The 15,800-nt window shown below is 61.7% G+C and carries 12 protein-coding genes; 5 read left to right on the top strand and 7 right to left on the bottom strand.

Annotation, left to right across the window (positions count from 1 at the left end):
• Nucleotides 1–56: 56 nt before the first annotated feature.
• Nucleotides 57–881: a tRNA 2-thiocytidine(32) synthetase TtcA gene (gene ttcA / locus BMW74_RS20105; RefSeq protein WP_093425644.1), complete on the bottom strand. Its 825-nt coding sequence runs from the start codon at nt 879–881 to the stop codon at nt 57–59.
• Nucleotides 882–1,175: 294 nt separating this feature from the next.
• Between ttcA and BMW74_RS20100 the strand changes: the two genes are divergently transcribed.
• Together BMW74_RS20100 and BMW74_RS20095 are read left to right on the top strand one after the other, a co-directional pair.
• Nucleotides 1,176–1,778 carry a Yip1 family protein gene (locus tag BMW74_RS20100; protein WP_093425641.1) on the top strand — a complete coding sequence of 201 codons (603 nt, stop codon included), beginning with the start codon at nt 1,176–1,178 and terminating at the stop codon, nt 1,776–1,778.
• Nucleotides 1,779–1,913: 135 nt separating this feature from the next.
• On the top strand, nt 1,914–2,408 hold the full coding sequence (locus BMW74_RS20095; RefSeq protein WP_093425638.1) for a SprT family zinc-dependent metalloprotease: 495 nt from the start codon (nt 1,914–1,916) through the stop codon (nt 2,406–2,408).
• A gap of 119 nt (nt 2,409–2,527) precedes the next feature.
• Here the strand turns inward: BMW74_RS20095 and BMW74_RS20090 are convergent, their stop codons facing one another.
• Both BMW74_RS20090 and BMW74_RS20085 read right to left on the bottom strand, forming a co-directional pair.
• Nucleotides 2,528–3,709, bottom strand: a complete 1,182-nt coding sequence (locus BMW74_RS20090) for a CaiB/BaiF CoA transferase family protein (protein WP_093425635.1) — start codon at nt 3,707–3,709, stop codon at nt 2,528–2,530.
• Between the two features lie 141 nt (nt 3,710–3,850).
• Complete coding sequence (locus BMW74_RS20085; protein ID WP_093425632.1) at nt 3,851–5,185, bottom strand: dicarboxylate/amino acid:cation symporter; 1,335 nt, start codon at nt 5,183–5,185, stop codon at nt 3,851–3,853.
• Between the two features lie 334 nt (nt 5,186–5,519).
• On the opposite strand from BMW74_RS20085, the gene BMW74_RS20080 reads away from it, so the two are divergent.
• Nucleotides 5,520–6,518 carry an AraC family transcriptional regulator gene (locus BMW74_RS20080; protein ID WP_093425629.1) on the top strand — a complete coding sequence of 333 codons (999 nt, stop codon included), beginning with the start codon at nt 5,520–5,522 and terminating at the stop codon, nt 6,516–6,518.
• A 15-nt stretch (nt 6,519–6,533) separates the two neighbouring features.
• Here the strand turns inward: BMW74_RS20080 and BMW74_RS20075 are convergent, their stop codons facing one another.
• The gene (locus BMW74_RS20075) at nt 6,534–7,883 is read right to left on the bottom strand and encodes an ATP-binding protein (protein ID WP_093425626.1); all 1,350 of its coding nucleotides are present in this window, start codon (nt 7,881–7,883) and stop codon (nt 6,534–6,536) included.
• A complete protein-coding gene (locus BMW74_RS20070; RefSeq protein WP_093425624.1) occupies nt 7,880–8,557 on the bottom strand; it encodes a response regulator in 678 nt (225 codons plus the stop codon). Before BMW74_RS20070 ends, BMW74_RS20075 begins: the two co-directional genes overlap by 4 nt.
• A 371-nt stretch (nt 8,558–8,928) precedes the next feature.
• Here BMW74_RS20070 and BMW74_RS20065 point away from each other — a divergent pair, with 371 nt between their 5' ends.
• A complete protein-coding gene (locus tag BMW74_RS20065) occupies nt 8,929–9,687 on the top strand; it encodes a 4'-phosphopantetheinyl transferase family protein (RefSeq protein ID WP_093425621.1) in 759 nt (252 codons plus the stop codon).
• Here the strand turns inward: BMW74_RS20065 and BMW74_RS20060 are convergent.
• Nucleotides 9,644–11,260 (bottom strand): ATP-binding protein, encoded by a 1,617-nt coding sequence (locus BMW74_RS20060; protein ID WP_093425618.1) that lies wholly within the window; start codon nt 11,258–11,260, stop codon nt 9,644–9,646. The genes BMW74_RS20065 and BMW74_RS20060 overlap by 44 nt on opposite strands.
• Nucleotides 11,257–11,982 carry a response regulator gene (locus BMW74_RS20055; protein WP_093425615.1) on the bottom strand — a complete coding sequence of 242 codons (726 nt, stop codon included), beginning with the start codon at nt 11,980–11,982 and terminating at the stop codon, nt 11,257–11,259. The genes BMW74_RS20060 and BMW74_RS20055 overlap by 4 nt, the downstream gene beginning before the upstream one ends.
• Before the next feature lie 734 nt (nt 11,983–12,716).
• On the opposite strand from BMW74_RS20055, the gene BMW74_RS20050 reads away from it, so the two are divergent.
• A complete protein-coding gene (locus BMW74_RS20050; RefSeq protein WP_093425612.1) occupies nt 12,717–15,611 on the top strand; it encodes a ribonucleoside-diphosphate reductase subunit alpha in 2,895 nt (964 codons plus the stop codon).
• Nucleotides 15,612–15,800: the final 189 nt, after the last annotated feature.

The raw sequence follows: 15,800 nt of genomic DNA, 5'->3' as shown, positions 1-15,800 counted from the left end.
GAAATGAAACGAAAACCCGGTGGGAGCGAGCGTGTTCGCTCCCACCGCTATTGTGGTTAAAGGTTGACCACGTTGACGAAGCGCGACGCAGCGCTCTCGTCAATCTTGAGGCTGGTGAAGTCAAACAGGTTGCGGTCGGCCAGTTGCGAGGGGATCACGTTCTGCAAGCTGCGGAAAATGCTCTCGGTGCGCCCCGGGGTCTTGCGCTCCCAATCCTGGAGCATGTCCTTGACCACCTGGCGCTGCAGGTTTTCCTGGGAGCCGCAGAGGTTGCACGGAATGATCGGGAACTGCTTGAAGTCCGAATAGGCCTGGATGTCCTTCTCGTTGCAGTAGGCCAGCGGGCGGATGACCACGTTGCGCCCATCATCGGCCCGCAGTTTGGGCGGCATGGCCTTGAGCGAGCCGTTGAAGAACATGTTGAGGAAGAACGTCTCGACGATGTCATCGCGGTGATGCCCGAGGGCCATCTTGGTCGCACCGATTTCGTCGGCAAAGGTGTAGAGCGTGCCACGGCGCAGGCGCGAGCACAGCGAGCAGGTGGTCTTGCCCTCTGGAATCAGCTCCTTGACCACCGAGTAGGTGTCCTTTTCAACGATGCGGTACTCGACCCCCAGTTCCTTGAGGTAGGCCGGCAATACATGCTCGGGAAAGCCCGGCTGCTTCTGGTCCATGTTCACCGCGACGATCTGGAACGTGATCGGCGCGACCTTCTGCAGGTGCAGCAACACATCGAGCAGGGTGTAGCTGTCCTTGCCGCCGGACAGGCAGACCATGACCTTGTCGCCGTCTTCGATCATGTTGAAATCGGCGACGGCCTCACCGGCCAGCCGACGTAGGCGTTTCTGCAGTTTGTTCTGGTTGACCGTAAGAGTGCCCATGGCGCTTGAAATCCGCGAGGTGTGACGAAAGGCCGGCATTTTACGCAAAAACACCGGAGGGGCGAAGCGCCAGAAGATCCGCGCGTGTGTCGAAGCCCCGACCTCAAGATCCAGCCGCGATTAAGCCCGGGGTTTACAGCGCAATTTGCTCTAAAGGCCCGCCTCCCGTGCCTTTGAGTCCTTTCTATACTGCGACATAAGGTCGCGGACACTCAAAGACCTGTAGTGAACTTGGCCACTGGCCTGTAGGCGCTCCGTTGGGGGGCGATCGCAATCACGAAGGAGTGACTGACTATGATCCATCACGTCGTGGGGCTTTTCACCCACCCCGATCAAGAATGGAAAGAGATCCGTGGCGACCAGGAAGAAAGCATCAGCCACATGTACCTCACCCACACCCTGATCCTGGCGGCCATCCCGGCCGTTTCCGCGTTCATCGGCACGACCCGGGTGGGCTGGGTCATTGGCAGCCGCGCGCCGGTCATGCTGACCCAGGAAAGCGCACTGTGGATGACCATCATGTCGTACCTGGCCATGCTCGGTGGCGTCGCGGTCATGGGCGCGTTCGTTCATTGGATGGCCCGGACCTACGACGCCAGCCCGAGCCTGGCCCGGTGCGTGGCGTTTGCCACCTACACCGCCACGCCGCTGTTCATTGGCGGGCTGGCGGCGCTGTACCCGCACATGTGGCTGGGGATGATCGTCGGCACCGCCGCCATCTGCTACACGGTGTACCTGCTGTATGTGGGGCTGCCGACCTTCATGAACATTCCCTCCGACGAGGGTTTCCTGTTCTCAAGCTCGGTACTGGCCGTCGGGCTGGTGGTACTGGTGGCGATCATGGCGTTCACCGTGATTGTCTGGGGACTGGGTGTCGGCCCGGTGTATACCAACTAGCCGGGACGGTTCCAGGCCCCCTCCTACAGGCCGCTGCAAGGCGGCCTTTTGCTTGACGCTGACCATTCGGCGCCTGGGCGATTCGCAAGTCCCGAGCTTTGTCGCATACTCGGGGCCTCTGGAGATCCGTACAGCATGCCCGAGTCACTCAATACCCGCGTCGAAGACTGTTTCCAACAAGCCGAATGCTTTTTCAAGCGACCTTTCAAGCGTCCCGTCGTCAGCCTCAAGCTGCGTGGCCAGAAGGCCGGCGTGGCGCACCTGCATGAGAACCTGCTGCGCTTCAACCCGCAGCTCTACCGGGAAAACGCCGAAGACTTCCTCAAGCAGACCGTGGCCCACGAAGTCGCGCACCTGATCGCCCATCAACTGTTTGGCGACCGTATCCAGCCCCACGGTGAAGAGTGGCAGTTGATCATGCGCGGGGTCTACGAACTGCCGCCCAACCGTTGCCACACCTACGACATCAAGCGCCGTCGCGTGACCCGCTACATCTACAAATGCCCGTGCGCCGACAGCGACTTCCCGTTTTCGGCCCAACGCCACAGCCTGGTGCGCCAGGGGCGGCGGTATTTGTGTCGGCGGTGTCGGCAAACGCTGGTGTTTACCGGGGAGTCGCGGGTCGAGTAGTGGGTTTGGTGGTGTCCGTAGCGGTCTCTTCGCGAGCAGGCTCGCTCCCACATTGGATCGGTAGCACTCACAAATCCCTTGTGGGAGCGAGCCTGCTCGCGAAGGCGGCCTATCTGGCGCTACAGAACCACCTTGGCAGCCCTCAACGCCTCAATCTGCTGCGCACTGAACCCCAACGCCTCCAACACCTGATCGGTGTGTTGCCCCAGCGCTGCGCCGATATGCCGGGGCGCAGGCAGCCCTTCGGAAAACTTCAGCGGGCAGGCCATCTGTGGCTGATGCGTGCCGTCCTCCCGTGGCACCTGGGTCACCAGCTCCCGCGCCTTGAGCTGTGGATGCTCCACCGCCTCGGCCAGGCTCAGGACCGGCTCGACACAGGCATCGGTGCCGGCAAACAGCTCGCACAGTTCGCTGAAGTCGTGCCGCTCAAACTCGATCTGCAGCGCTTGCTTGAGGGCCTGCTGCTGTTCTGGCTTGGGCGACAGGCCCTGCGCCGCCAACTCCGGCCGCCCCAATGCGGCACACAGTTGCTGCATGAACCCCGGCTCCAGGCTGCCCACCGATAGCCAGCGCCCATCACGGGTGCGGTAGTAGTCGTAGAAGCTGCCGCCATTGAGCACTTGATCTTCAGGTCCGGGCGTCACGCCACACGCCAGGTAGCCGGCTCCGGCGAGGGCGTTCAAGCTGAATGCGCAGTCGGTCATGCTCACGTCCAGGTGCTGGCCCAGGCCACTGTGCTGGCGCGCAATCACCGCTGCCAACAGGCCGATCACCCCGTGCAACGAGCCACCGGCGATGTCCGCGACCTGGGTCCCCAGGGGCAACGGCCCGGCGTCGCGGCGCCCGGTGTAACTGGCCAGCCCTGCCAGCGCCAGGTAGTTGATGTCATGGCCGGCGCGGTCCTTGTAGGGACCGGTCTGGCCGTAGCCGGTGATCGACACGTAAATCAGCCGCGGATTGATCGCCTTCAGCGCCTCGTAGCCCAGGCCCAGGCGCTCCATCACCCCGGGACGGAACTGTTCCAGCAGGATGTCGTGGTCTTGCAGCAGTTGCTTGACCACCGCCAATGCCTCGGGCTGCTTGAGGTCCAGCGCCAGGCTGCGCTTATTGCGGTTGAGGTAGGCGTGGCTGGCCGACGTGCCCTGGTCATGGGGCGGCAAGACCCGCAGCAGGTCCATGCGCGTCGGCGATTCGATGCGCAGCACCTCGGCGCCCATGTCCGCCAGCAAGAGCGAGGCAAACGGCCCCGGCAACAGCGTCGAGAAATCCAGAACCTTGAGTGATGCCAGTGGACCCTGCATATACCGTCTCCTTGAGCGAAGCCCCAAGCCTAGGCAGCCAATGACCTGACAGCAATTACCATAACCTTCAGTGCCAGTGACCTTTACGCTCAAACGACACGCAAAAAAACCCGCCGAAGCGGGTTTTCATGAGTGCAGTGATTACTTCACGGCAGCCGGAACTGGACCTTCGGCCACGCCCAGGTCATCGACTTCACGGGTGTCGGAGATACCACGACCACCGGAAGCCAACTCGACCTGAAGCTGGTCTTCGTCCAGTTCCTTGACCCACTTGGCGACGACCAGCGTGGCCACGGCGTTACCCACCAGGTTGGTCAAGGCGCGGGCTTCGGACATGAAGCGATCGATACCCAGGATCAACGCGAGGCCGGCAACCGGCAGGTGGCCAACGGCCGACAGGGTGGCGGCCAGTACGATGAAACCACTGCCGGTCACGCCTGCGGCGCCCTTGGAGGACAGCAACAGCACCAGCAACAGGGTGATCTGGTGGGTGATGTCCATGTGGGTGTCGGTCGCCTGAGCGATGAACACCGCCGCCATGGTCAGGTAGATCGAGGTGCCGTCAAGGTTGAACGAGTAGCCGGTCGGGATCACCAGGCCTACCACCGACTTCTTCGCGCCCAGGCGCTCCATCTTGATCAGCATGCGCGGCAGTGCCGATTCGGACGAGGACGTCCCCAGTACGATCAGCAGCTCTTCACGGATGTAGCGGATCAGCTTCAGCACGCTGAAACCGTGGGCCCGGCAGATGGCGCCCAGCACCAGCACCACGAACAGCACGCAGGTGATGTAGAAGCAAATCATCAACTGGCCCAGTTGCACCAGCGAACCGACACCGTAGGCGCCGATGGTGAAGGCCATGGCGCCCAACGCACCGATGGGCGCCAGCTTCATGATCATGTTGATGATGTTGAACATGACGTGGGCGAAGCGGTCGATGAAGTCCAGCACCGGCTTGCCGTAGGCACCCAGGCGATGCAGGGCGAAACCGAAGATCACCGAGAACATCAACACTTGCAGGATGTCGCCCGTGGCGAAGGCACCGACGATGGTCGACGGGATCACGTTGAGGATGAAGCCGACAATGCTCTGGTCGGCGCCTGCGGTCACGTAGGCCGCGACTTTCGAGGCATCCAGGGTGGCGACGTCGATGTGCATGCCGGCGCCCGGCTGCACCACGTTGACCACGACCAGGCCGATCAACAGGGCAATGGTGGAGACCACTTCAAAGTACAGCAGCGCGTAGCCGCCGGTCTTGCCGACCGACTTCATGCTCTGCATGCCCGCGATACCGCTGACGACGGTGCAGAAGATGATCGGGGCAATGACCATTTTGATCAGCTTGATGAACCCGTCACCCAGTGGCTTGAGGGCCACGCCGGTCTGCGGGTAGAAGTGACCGACCAAAATACCGATGGTGATGGCAACGATCACCTGAAAATACAGGGATTTGTACAGTGGCTGACGAGTCGTCATTGCAAAGTTCCTCAGGAGCACCGCGCTGCAATCATCCGTCTGATGCAGGCGAGGCCTAAAGTGCGAACCCTCCTGCACTGGAGGGATTTGTTGTGTCGAGCTGCGCGAGCAGTCCTCTGACCCGTATCGCAAAGCGCGTGCCACTTACTCAAAATCCCCTGCAAGCCCCTGGATACAAGGCCTGCAGCATTTACACCGGCGCAGACCAGGCCAATTCCCATGGCGGATTCCCGCCCTCGACACGGTGCTCGTCCCGCAATTTGGCGGATATCCGCCTTGTCCCGTTTCTCGACCGTGGCTAAGATCCGTCACTCAATGGACGGACCTCACTGCCATGCGTGAACGTACCATCGCCAGTCATTTTGCTCGGGCAGCCACCGGTGGCGCGCGCCGGATGGGCCGCGACTATTCGGCGCTGCTGCAACGCCTCGCCATCAGCCCCGAGCTGCTCGACGAGCCTCGCGCCCGCATCGCGCCAGAACAGTTCACCGCGCTCGTACAAGGCCTGTGGCAAGTGCTGGATGACGAATACCTGGGCCTGGCCATCACCCCCAGTAAACGCGGGACCTTCGCCATGATGTGCCACGCGGTGATTCACTGCCGCAACCTGGATAAGGCCCTGAGTCGCGGTTTTTTGTTCTATAGCCTCTTCCCCGACGCTCCGCGCCTGACCCTCAGCCTGGAAGGCGAAAGGGTGCGGTTGAGCCTGGACGACTCACAGCTCAACGACCCGGAGCACTTTCTCACTGAGTGCCTGCTGGTGATCTGGCATCGTTTCGCCAGTTGGTTGATCGGCCAGCGCATTCGCCTGGAACAGGCCTGCTTCAGCTACCCCAAACCCGCCCATGGCGCCGAGTACGAGTTGCTGTTCCCTTGCCGCCAAGTGTTCGGTGCCGAGCACAGCGCACTGCTGTTTCACAGCCGCTACCTGGCGATGCCACTGTTGCAGGACGAACGTACGCTCAAGCATTTCCTGGAGCGCTCCCCCGCCGACCTGCTGTCCAGGCCCGACGATGGCGATAGCCTCGCCAGCCGGTTGCGCCGCCTGCTCAGCCGCGACAGTGCGCATTGGCCCGACCTGGAAGCCGCGGCCGCGCACCTGCACATCAGCCCACAAACCTTGCGCCGGCACTTGCATGAAGAAGGGTCGAGCTTTCAGGAGCTCAAGGATGAGTTGCGCCGTGACATCGCGATTTATCACCTGAACCGCGCCGACCTGTCGTTGCAACAGATCGCCGAGCAACTGGGGTTTTCCGAACCCTCGGCGTTTCACCGGGCGTTCAAGAAATGGACCGGGCTGACACCCGGCGCCTACCGGGCGCAGGAGCAGTAGGCCCGGGCCGACGACTCACAGCACCGGGAAATGAATCCGGAATGCCGCGCCGCCCAGGGCCGAGTCGCCCAGGGTCAATTGCGCGCCGTAGCTTTCGATGATGTCCTTGACCACGGCCAGGCCAATGCCCTGCCCCGGGTGCTGACGGTCCAGGCGTTCGCCCCGCTGCAGAATGCGTGCGCGCTGGTCCGGTGGCACGCCCGGCCCGTCGTCCTCGACGCACAACTCAACGCCAGCCACGGTCTGGCGCAGGCTGATGCGCACTTCACTGAGGCACAGGCGATAAGCGTTTTCCAACAAGTTACCGAGCATTTCCAGCAAGGCCCCTTGCTCGATCGGCACATGACAGGGTTCGGGGAGATCGAAGGAGGTTTTCACGCGCTTGTCGCGATAGACCTTGTCCAAGGTAATGCACAGGCTTGTCAGCACCGGACGCAGGCGCACCTGATGGCGCACCAGGCCACTTTTGCGCAAGCTGGCTCGCTGCAACTGGTAGCTGATCTGCTGGCTCATGCGTTCGATCTGCGATTGCAGCACCCACGCCTGTTCGCGCTCGTCGGGGCGCTGGGCCATGTCCTCGCTGACCCCTTGCAGCACGGTCAAAGGGGTTTTCAGGCTGTGGGCCAGGTCGTCCAGCGAGTCACGGTAACGACGGCGCTGCTCGCGCTCGCTGCGCAACAACCGGTTGAGGGAGCCGGTCAGGCGCAACAGTTCCCGTGGATGCTCCTCACTGAGACTTTCCAGGGCACCGCTTTCGATCTGGTCCAGCTCCTGGCTCAAGCGTTTGAGCGCCCGCAGGCCCCAGGTCAGGCCGACCCACAGCAGCGCCAACAAGACGACCAACGCGGCGCCGAAGCCCAGGTAGAGGTTTTCCCGCAGGCCTTCGAGCGTCTGCTGGTACTCACGCACCGGCTGCAGGGCGACGATGCTGAACGCCGCGTTCTTGCCCCCCAGCAACTTGACCTCGACGTCATAGACGAAGAACTCTTTGCCCGTGCCGTCCTCACGCGTGCGCGCGAACTCATTGCCACGTCCGTCGTAGCGCGGCTTGTAGTTGATGCTTTCATCCTTGGTCGCCCGCGAACGCCAGACCAGGCGGCCTTCGCGGTCATAGATGTAGCCCAGCAGGCGGCTGTCGGTGAGATTGAAGCGCTCGTCCGGCAACTGCGAGGGCATTACCAGGCGGCCATTCTCGATTCGCGCGGCAGAGATCAGCGTGGTCACGTCCGACGCCAGGCGTTGTTCGATCGAATCTTGCAGCGCCAGGCTGAACGCGCCCTGCATTGCCGGGAGCAACCCCAACATGAACAGCACCGCCAACGTCGTGGCGGCCAGCATCAAGCGCAGGCGAAGTGAGCGAATCAATGACAGCGCTCATTGAACAGATAGCCCAGGCCACGCACGGTATCGATTGGCTTGAACCCCGCCGGGCCTTCGAGCTTGCGCCGCAAGCGGCCGACCAGCACCTCGATCACATTCGGGTCACGCTCGTCGTCATCCGGATAGAGCTGTTCCATCAGGCGATCCTTGGCGACCACCTGCTGGTGATGGCGCATCAGGTACTCGAGGATCCGGTACTCGTACGCGGTCAACGCCAGCGGTTGCTCATCGAGCGTCGCCTGCTTGCGGTTGAGGTCCAGCAGCAAGGGACCGGCATTGATGGTCGAGTGGGTAAAACCACTGGAGCGCCGCAACAGGGCGTTCAGGCGCGCGTCCAGCTCTTCGAACTGGAATGGCTTGACCACGTAGTCGTCGGCACCGGCGGCCAGGCCCTCGACCTTATCCTGCCAGTTGCCACGGGCCGTCAGGACCAGGATCGGAAACGTCTTGGCATCCCGGCGCATCTGGCGAATCAGGTCCAGGCCGCCCATGCCGGGCAGGCCCAGGTCCACGATCGCCAGGTCGTAGTTGAACTGGCCGTACTGGTAAATGGCTTCTTCCGCGTTGGCCACGGCCTCGACCACATGGCCGCTTTCCGTCAGACGAGTGCGCAGGTGATGACGCAGCAGCGCCTCGTCTTCGACGACCAACAGTTTCATAACGCTCTCCTGGGCAACTCAACGCCTCCTCAAGGTAGGTGCACACGGCTCCGTGGCCTATTTGGCGGTCGATCCGGCACCGTACATCGCAGTGTAGTTGGCCGGCAAATGCACCCGCTACCGGCTTCCTAATCTAAGTAGACGCAGGTTACGGGCCCGGCCCTGAACTCCCCCTGAACGCCATCCGAATCCAGGCTAAATCAAACCCACCCATTCGCCATAACGCTGTTCACTGAAGGTCATCTCGACATTAAAACAGCCCGTGGCGAGCGAGCATGTGTTTCTTCGACATCAGGAGGCTCTCAAGTGAATAGCCGTACGCCGATTCGCCAGGGCTATCCAGCGCCGGGGCAACCCGGCAAACTGCGGGCATGAACCCGCTCTCCACCCTCCCCGCCTGCTGCACGCCGCTCGATGCCCATTGGCCGTTGCCTTATTCACTGCCCGGGACGGTGTTGCTTGGCACGCATTTCAATCCATTGCTACTGGCATCCAACGACTTTCAGCGCTGCCAGATCGAACCGCCGCCCAGTATCCAGCGCTCGGTGGCCAAGCGTCAGGCCGAGTTCCTCGCCGGGCGCCTGTGTGCACGCGAGGCGTTGCGGCAATTGGCGGGGGTGGCGTGCGTCCCGGCCATCGGCGAAGACCGTGCACCGGTCTGGCCGCCCGCCATTTGCGGTTCGATCACCCACAGCACCGGGCGCGCAGCGGCCATCGTGGCGCACCAGGCCCAGTGGAGCGGCCTGGGCATGGACCTGGAAAACCTGCTCGACGCCAAGCGTGCCGAGCGTCTGGCGGGCGAAATCCTCACGCCAGGCGAACTCAAGCGCATGGCCGCAGGCAGCCGCGAGCAACTGGCGCTGTGGGTGACCCTGACCTTCTCGGTCAAGGAAAGCCTGTTCAAGGCGCTCTACCCTATCGTGCACAAGCGCTTCTATTTCGAGCATGCCGAAGTGTTGGCGTGGAGCGACACTGGCCACGTGCGCCTGCGCTTGCTGACGGACCTGTCCAACGAATGGGGCCATGGCTCGGAGCTGGACGCACAGTTTGCGGTGAAAGACGGGCAGCTCCTGAGCCTGGTCGGTATCAGCGCTCCGGCTTCTCCTGGTGCCGTGGCCAGCTCAAGCTGAAGCACGCGCCGCCCAGGCTCTTGCTCTGGCTGATCAAGGCCCGCCCCCCGTGCCAGTGAACGATCCGACGCACAATCGATAGCCCCAGGCCGTGCCCACCCGAAGCTCGGGTCCGGCTATCGTCCAGGCGCAAAAACGGCGTGAAGATCTTTTCCCAGGCACTTTGCGGCACGCCCGGCCCATCGTCTTCGACGTCAACCCGACAGCGTTGCTGGCCCACCTGATAACTGATGGTGACCTGGCCCTGGGCATGGCGCATGGCATTGCCCACCAGGTTCTGCAACGCCCGGTGCAAGTAGCGCGGCTCCGCTTCGACCCAGGCGTCATCGCAATCGGCCGCCGACAGGCACAAGCCACGCCGTACGCTCACATTGGCGCGCAGCGGGGCCAGTTCACTGATCACCTGATTGACCAGGGCATCCAGGTCCACCCGTTGAAAGTTCAGCGCCGGCGAGCCTTGCTCCAGCCGCGCATAGGTGAGCATTTCGTCCACCAGGCCGTCGAGGTCCTGAATGTCGTGATCCATGCCCTCCAGGTATTTTTCGCGCGCCTGGGGCGTGGTCGCCGTGCCGATCATTTCCAGACCGAAGCGCAAACGCGCAACCGGCGTGCGCAGTTCATGGGACACCGCCCGCACCAACTCGCGCTGGATGGCCAGCAGTTGCTGCAAGTGCTCGGCCATCCCATTGAACGCTGCCGCCAGACGCCCGACCGAGTCGGCGCCACGGGCCGGCACCCGGGTTTCCAGGCTGCCCTTGGCAATACGCGTGGCAGCCGACTCCAGGCCATTGACCCGCCGCTCCAACTGGCGCACCAACAAATAGACGATCAGCCCGATCAGGCTCAGCCCCAGGGCCGCAATCAACACCAGCCATTCGGGCGGATAAGGGTTCATCTGATACAGCGGGCCGATTTCCAGCACCCACGGTGTCCCCACCATGCCGGCGAACACCCGGATCGAATCGCCGCCCTTGCCCAACGCCATCACCGTATCGCCCTCAGACACCCGACGGCTCTGGTCCTCGTCCATGTCCGCCTGGTCCACCGTGACCAGGCGCAAGTCGAAACCGAAGCCCTTGTCCTTTTTCAGGGTTTCCAGGCGCTGGGGCTGCTCGGCCACCGGGTAGCGCACCAACTCGTCGACCAACAGGTAAATCGTCGCCCGGGCCAGTTGCTCACTGATCTGCTGCACTTCGCCGGTGAGCACCAACTGCTCCTTGTCGCTCACCAGCTTGTAGACCTTCGCCGCATGCGGCCCGGTCTGCTCCACCAACGCCTGGCCCCGCAGCACCCGGGTGCGCTGGCTCAAGTCGAGATCGGTCTGGCTGAACGCCTGCAAGTTCAGGGGAATACCCAGCAGGCGCTCCCACACCAGCAGGGCGCGGTGGCGCTCGGTCTCGTTCATCGGCAGCAGGTTGTCGGCCATCAGGGAAAACGTGCCATGGGCCAGGCGCTCGCGGTACTGCTCGCTGCGCACTTCATTAAGCAGGTGCAGGGCCAGCACGCCGAGTACCGCCACCAGCACCAGCGCCGCGCACATGCCGCCGTAGATCCGCAGGAAGATCGAGTTCACAGCGGCTGGTCTACACAGGCTTGTGGCACGAACAGGTAGCCCTTGCTGCGAATGGTCTTGATCAGTCGCGGGTGGTCGGGGTCATCGCCTATTTTCGGGCGGATCCGCGAGATCCGCACATCAATGGAGCGATCCTGGCCGTCATAGCCGATGCCGCGCAGGGCCGTGAAGATCTCTTCTCGGGACAGGATCCGCCCCGCATTCGCGACCAACAGCCACAACAGGTCGAACTCGGCGCTGGTCAACTCGATGCCCTGGCCATTGAGCCAGGCCTCACGCAAGGCGTTGTCGACGACCAATGGGCCGAACTGCAGGCGCTGGATCTGTTCCACCACCGCTGGCTCAGGCGCTTCACTGCGTCGAAGCAACGCCTGGATGCGCGCGAACAACAGGCGCGGACGCACCGGCTTGCAGACATAGTCGTCGGCCCCCATGTCCAGGCCCTGGATCTGGTCCAGATCGTCGGTACGGGCCGTGAGCATCAGGATCGGCCCGTCGTAGCGCGCACGCACCTTGCGGCAGATGGTCAGGCCATCCTCACCGGGCAGCATCAGGTCGAGGATCACCAGGTCCGGCTGCTCGGCAATGATCCGCGCCGCCGCCAACGCGCCATTGCCTTCGATGGCAACCTTTAGCCCATTGCTTTCCAGGTATTCACGCGTCAACTCAGCCAGACGCTGGTCGTCCTCGACAATCAATACTTGCCAGGCTTCTTGCTCCACGGGTGACCTCTTTGCCGAACATGCTTTAACGGAAGGATCCACTCGTCTTTTTGTAATGATTGGAGTGGATAAGACTGCGTACATTGCGGCCGATTGTAACAACGCCACACCTTGAGAACACAAGCGGGCAAATACACTCGGTAACGGCGTTATTTTGTGGTAGGGTTCGCGCCCTCAAAAATACCCCCCAGGCTATTTTTGAGGGCGCAATACAGTGACAAACGGTCTACCCCAGCAGGGTCGCGGCCTACACGTCGATTGACCGTTTCATACACATTTTACGCACAGCTTTATCCACAGGTAGTACGTTGCAATCACCCCCCAAAACGCATTATCTTGTAGCCCGCGCTCAGAAAAACCCTATATATGGGGTTTTTAACGGAAAACCAAACACACATCAGACAAGAAACTCAAGTGCTTTTCTTGCATGTGTTTGGCGGAACCAAACGCATTTTCAACAGACCAAACCGCTCCCGCGGATGGCGACCGCTTTTTAAGCTGGAAACGGCGAAAACGGTACGGGTGTTGCAGTCATTGACTGTCATCCCAAATGGAATTCGGTTTTCAGCCACTGGCTTGAAACCAAAGACTTCGGCATGGAAGCGGCGCCCAACAAGCCCCTTCCTCCTGTCCCGAAGTTGTTATGCCCGACACTGGTCGGTTGTAGTGCTTTAGGACGGAACGGTGGGCCCCCTCGTGGTGCCCAAACAAACATAGAGAATGTGGAGACACCCATGCAAACCGACACAACTCGCGAGAACCCGCAGGGCACCTTGGCGAAGGGCGCTGATTCGAATTCGGATCTGTCCGCCACCGCGCCGGGCCAACTGCGAGTGATCAAGCGTAACGGCACTGTCGTTCCTTACACCGATGACAAAATTACCGTCGCCATCACCAAAGCGTTTCTCGCAGTTGAAGGTGGCACCGCTGCCGCCTCGTCGCGAATCCACGACACTGTGGCCCGCCTGACCGAACAGGTCAGCGCGACGTTCAAGCGCCGCATGCCATCGGGCGGCACCATCCACATCGAAGAAATCCAGGACCAGGTCGAACTGGCCCTGATGCGCGCCGGCGAACAGAAAGTCGCCCGTGACTACGTGATCTACCGTGATGCCCGTTCCAAGGAACGCGCGGTCCGCGCCCCTGCCGAAGACGCGGTCGTGGCTCACCCATCGATCCGCATCACCCGTGCCGACGGCAGCTTTGCGCCACTGGACATGGGCCGCCTGAACACCATCGTGACCGAAGCCTGCGAAGGCCTGGCAGAAGTCGACGGCGACCTGATCCAGCGCGAGACCCTGAAGAACCTCTACGACGGCGTGGCGCTGACCGACGTCAACACCGCACTGGTCATGACCGCCCGCACCCTGGTCGAGCGCGAGCCGAACTACTCGTTCGTCACCGCCCGCCTGCTGATGGACACCCTGCGTGCCGAAGGCCTGAGCTTCTTGGAAGTGGCCGAGAGCGCGACCCACCACGAGATGGTCGACCTGTACGCCAAGGCGCTGCCTTCCTACATCGCCAAGGGCATCCAGTACGAATTGCTGAACCCGATCCTGGCGACCTTCGACCTGGAAAAACTGGGCAAGGCGATCAACCACGAGCGCGACCAGCAGTTCACCTACCTGGGCCTGCAAACCCTGTACGACCGTTACTTCATCCACAAGGATGGCGTGCGCTTCGAACTGCCGCAGATCTTCTTCATGCGCGTGGCCATGGGCCTGGCGATCGAAGAGAAGAACAAGGAAGACCGTGCGATCGAGTTCTACAACCTGTTGTCGTCCTTCGACTACATGGCCTCGACGCCAACTCTGTTCAACGCCGGCACCCTGCGTCCCCAGCTGTCGAGCTGCTACCTGACGACCGTGCCGGATGACCTGTCGGGCATCTATCACGCGATCCACGACAACGCCATGCTGTCGAAATTCGCCGGTGGCCTGGGCAACGACTGGACGCCAGTGCGTGCACTGGGCTCGTACATCAAGGGCACCAACGGCAAATCCCAAGGTGTTGTACCGTTCCTCAAAGTAGTGAACGACACCGCCGTTGCCGTTAACCAGGGTGGCAAGCGCAAGGGCGCTGTCTGCGCCTACCTGGAAACCTGGCACATGGACATCGAAGAGTTCATCGAGCTGCGTAAGAACACCGGTGATGATCGTCGTCGTACCCACGACATGAACACCGCCAACTGGATCCCTGACCTGTTCATGAAGCGCGTCTTCGATGACGGCCCGTGGACCCTGTTCTCGCCATCCGAAGTGCCGGACCTGCACGACCTGACCGGCAAAGCGTTCGAAGAGCGTTACGAGTACTACGAAGCACTGTCCCAGTACCCGGGCAAGATCAAGCTGTTCAAGACCATCCAGGCCAAAGACCTGTGGCGCAAAATGCTGTCCATGCTGTTTGAAACCGGCCACCCATGGCTGACGTTCAAGGACCCGTGCAACCTGCGCAGCCCACAGCAGCACGTGGGCGTGGTCCACAGCTCGAACCTGTGCACCGAGATCACCTTGAACACCAACAAGGACGAGATCGCCGTCTGCAACCTGGGCTCGATCAACCTGCCGAACCACATCGTGGACGGCAAGCTGGACACTGCCAAGCTGGAACGCTCCGTGAACACCGCCGTGCGCATGCTCGATAACGTTATCGACATCAACTACTACTCGGTGCCACAAGCGAAGAACTCCAACTTCAAGCACCGTCCAGTCGGCCTGGGCATCATGGGCTTCCAGGACGCGCTGTACCTGCAGCACATCCCTTACGGCTCCGACGCTGCCGTCGAGTTCGCCGACAAGTCGATGGAAGCGGTCAGCTACTACGCGATCCAGGCTTCCTGCGACCTGGCTGACGAGCGCGGTGCCTACGAGACGTTCCAGGGCTCGCTGTGGTCCAAAGGCATCCTGCCGCTGGACTCGCAACAGATCCTGATCGAGCAGCGTGGCCAGAAGTACATCGATGTCGACCTCAACGAATCCCTGGACTGGGCACCGGTTCGCGCCCGTGTACAGAAAGGCATTCGTAACTCCAACATCATGGCCATCGCACCGACCGCGACCATCGCCAACATCACTGGCGTGTCGCAGTCGATCGAACCGACCTACCAGAACCTGTATGTGAAATCGAACCTGTCGGGCGAATTCACCGTGATCAACCCGTACCTGGTTCGCGACCTCAAGGCACGCGATCTGTGGGACTCGGTCATGATCAACGACCTGAAGTACTACGACGGTTCCGTGCAACAGATCGAACGCATCCCGCAAGAACTCAAAGAGCTCTACGCGACAGCATTCGAAGTCGACACCAAGTGGATCGTTGACGCGGCCAGCCGTCGTCAGAAGTGGATCGACCAGGCTCAGTCCCTGAACCTGTACATCGCCGGTGCATCGGGCAAGAAACTCGACGTGACCTACCGCATGGCTTGGTACCGTGGCCTGAAAACCACTTACTACCTCCGTGCCCTGGCCGCGACCAGCACCGAGAAGTCGACCATCAACACGGGCAAGCTGAACGCTGTTTCCAGCGGCGGCAACCACGGCGATGACTCGATCCTCGCCGCGCCTGCCGGTCCTGCGCCAGTACCCAAGGCGTGCGCCATTGACGAGCCGGATTGCGAAGCTTGCCAATAAGCTGAACCGGTAAACGCCGCCAGGCGCTTACCCGAAACCCCCGATAGACCTTGCGGTTTATCGGGGGTTTTCTTTTTGCGTAATTGCCTGGACTTGACCACTCATTTTCATTGCCACTGACCAGCCAATTGCATTCGTGCTGAGCAACCGTTTGCATTCGACTGGACCAGCACAGGCGGTAGTGAGCAC

The sequence above is a fragment of the Pseudomonas sp. ok272 genome (genome assembly GCF_900109995.1).
GTDB lineage: Bacteria > Pseudomonadota > Gammaproteobacteria > Pseudomonadales > Pseudomonadaceae > Aquipseudomonas.
Note: the sequence above shows the minus strand (reverse complement) of the source record. Positions and strands in the feature narration are given on the sequence as shown.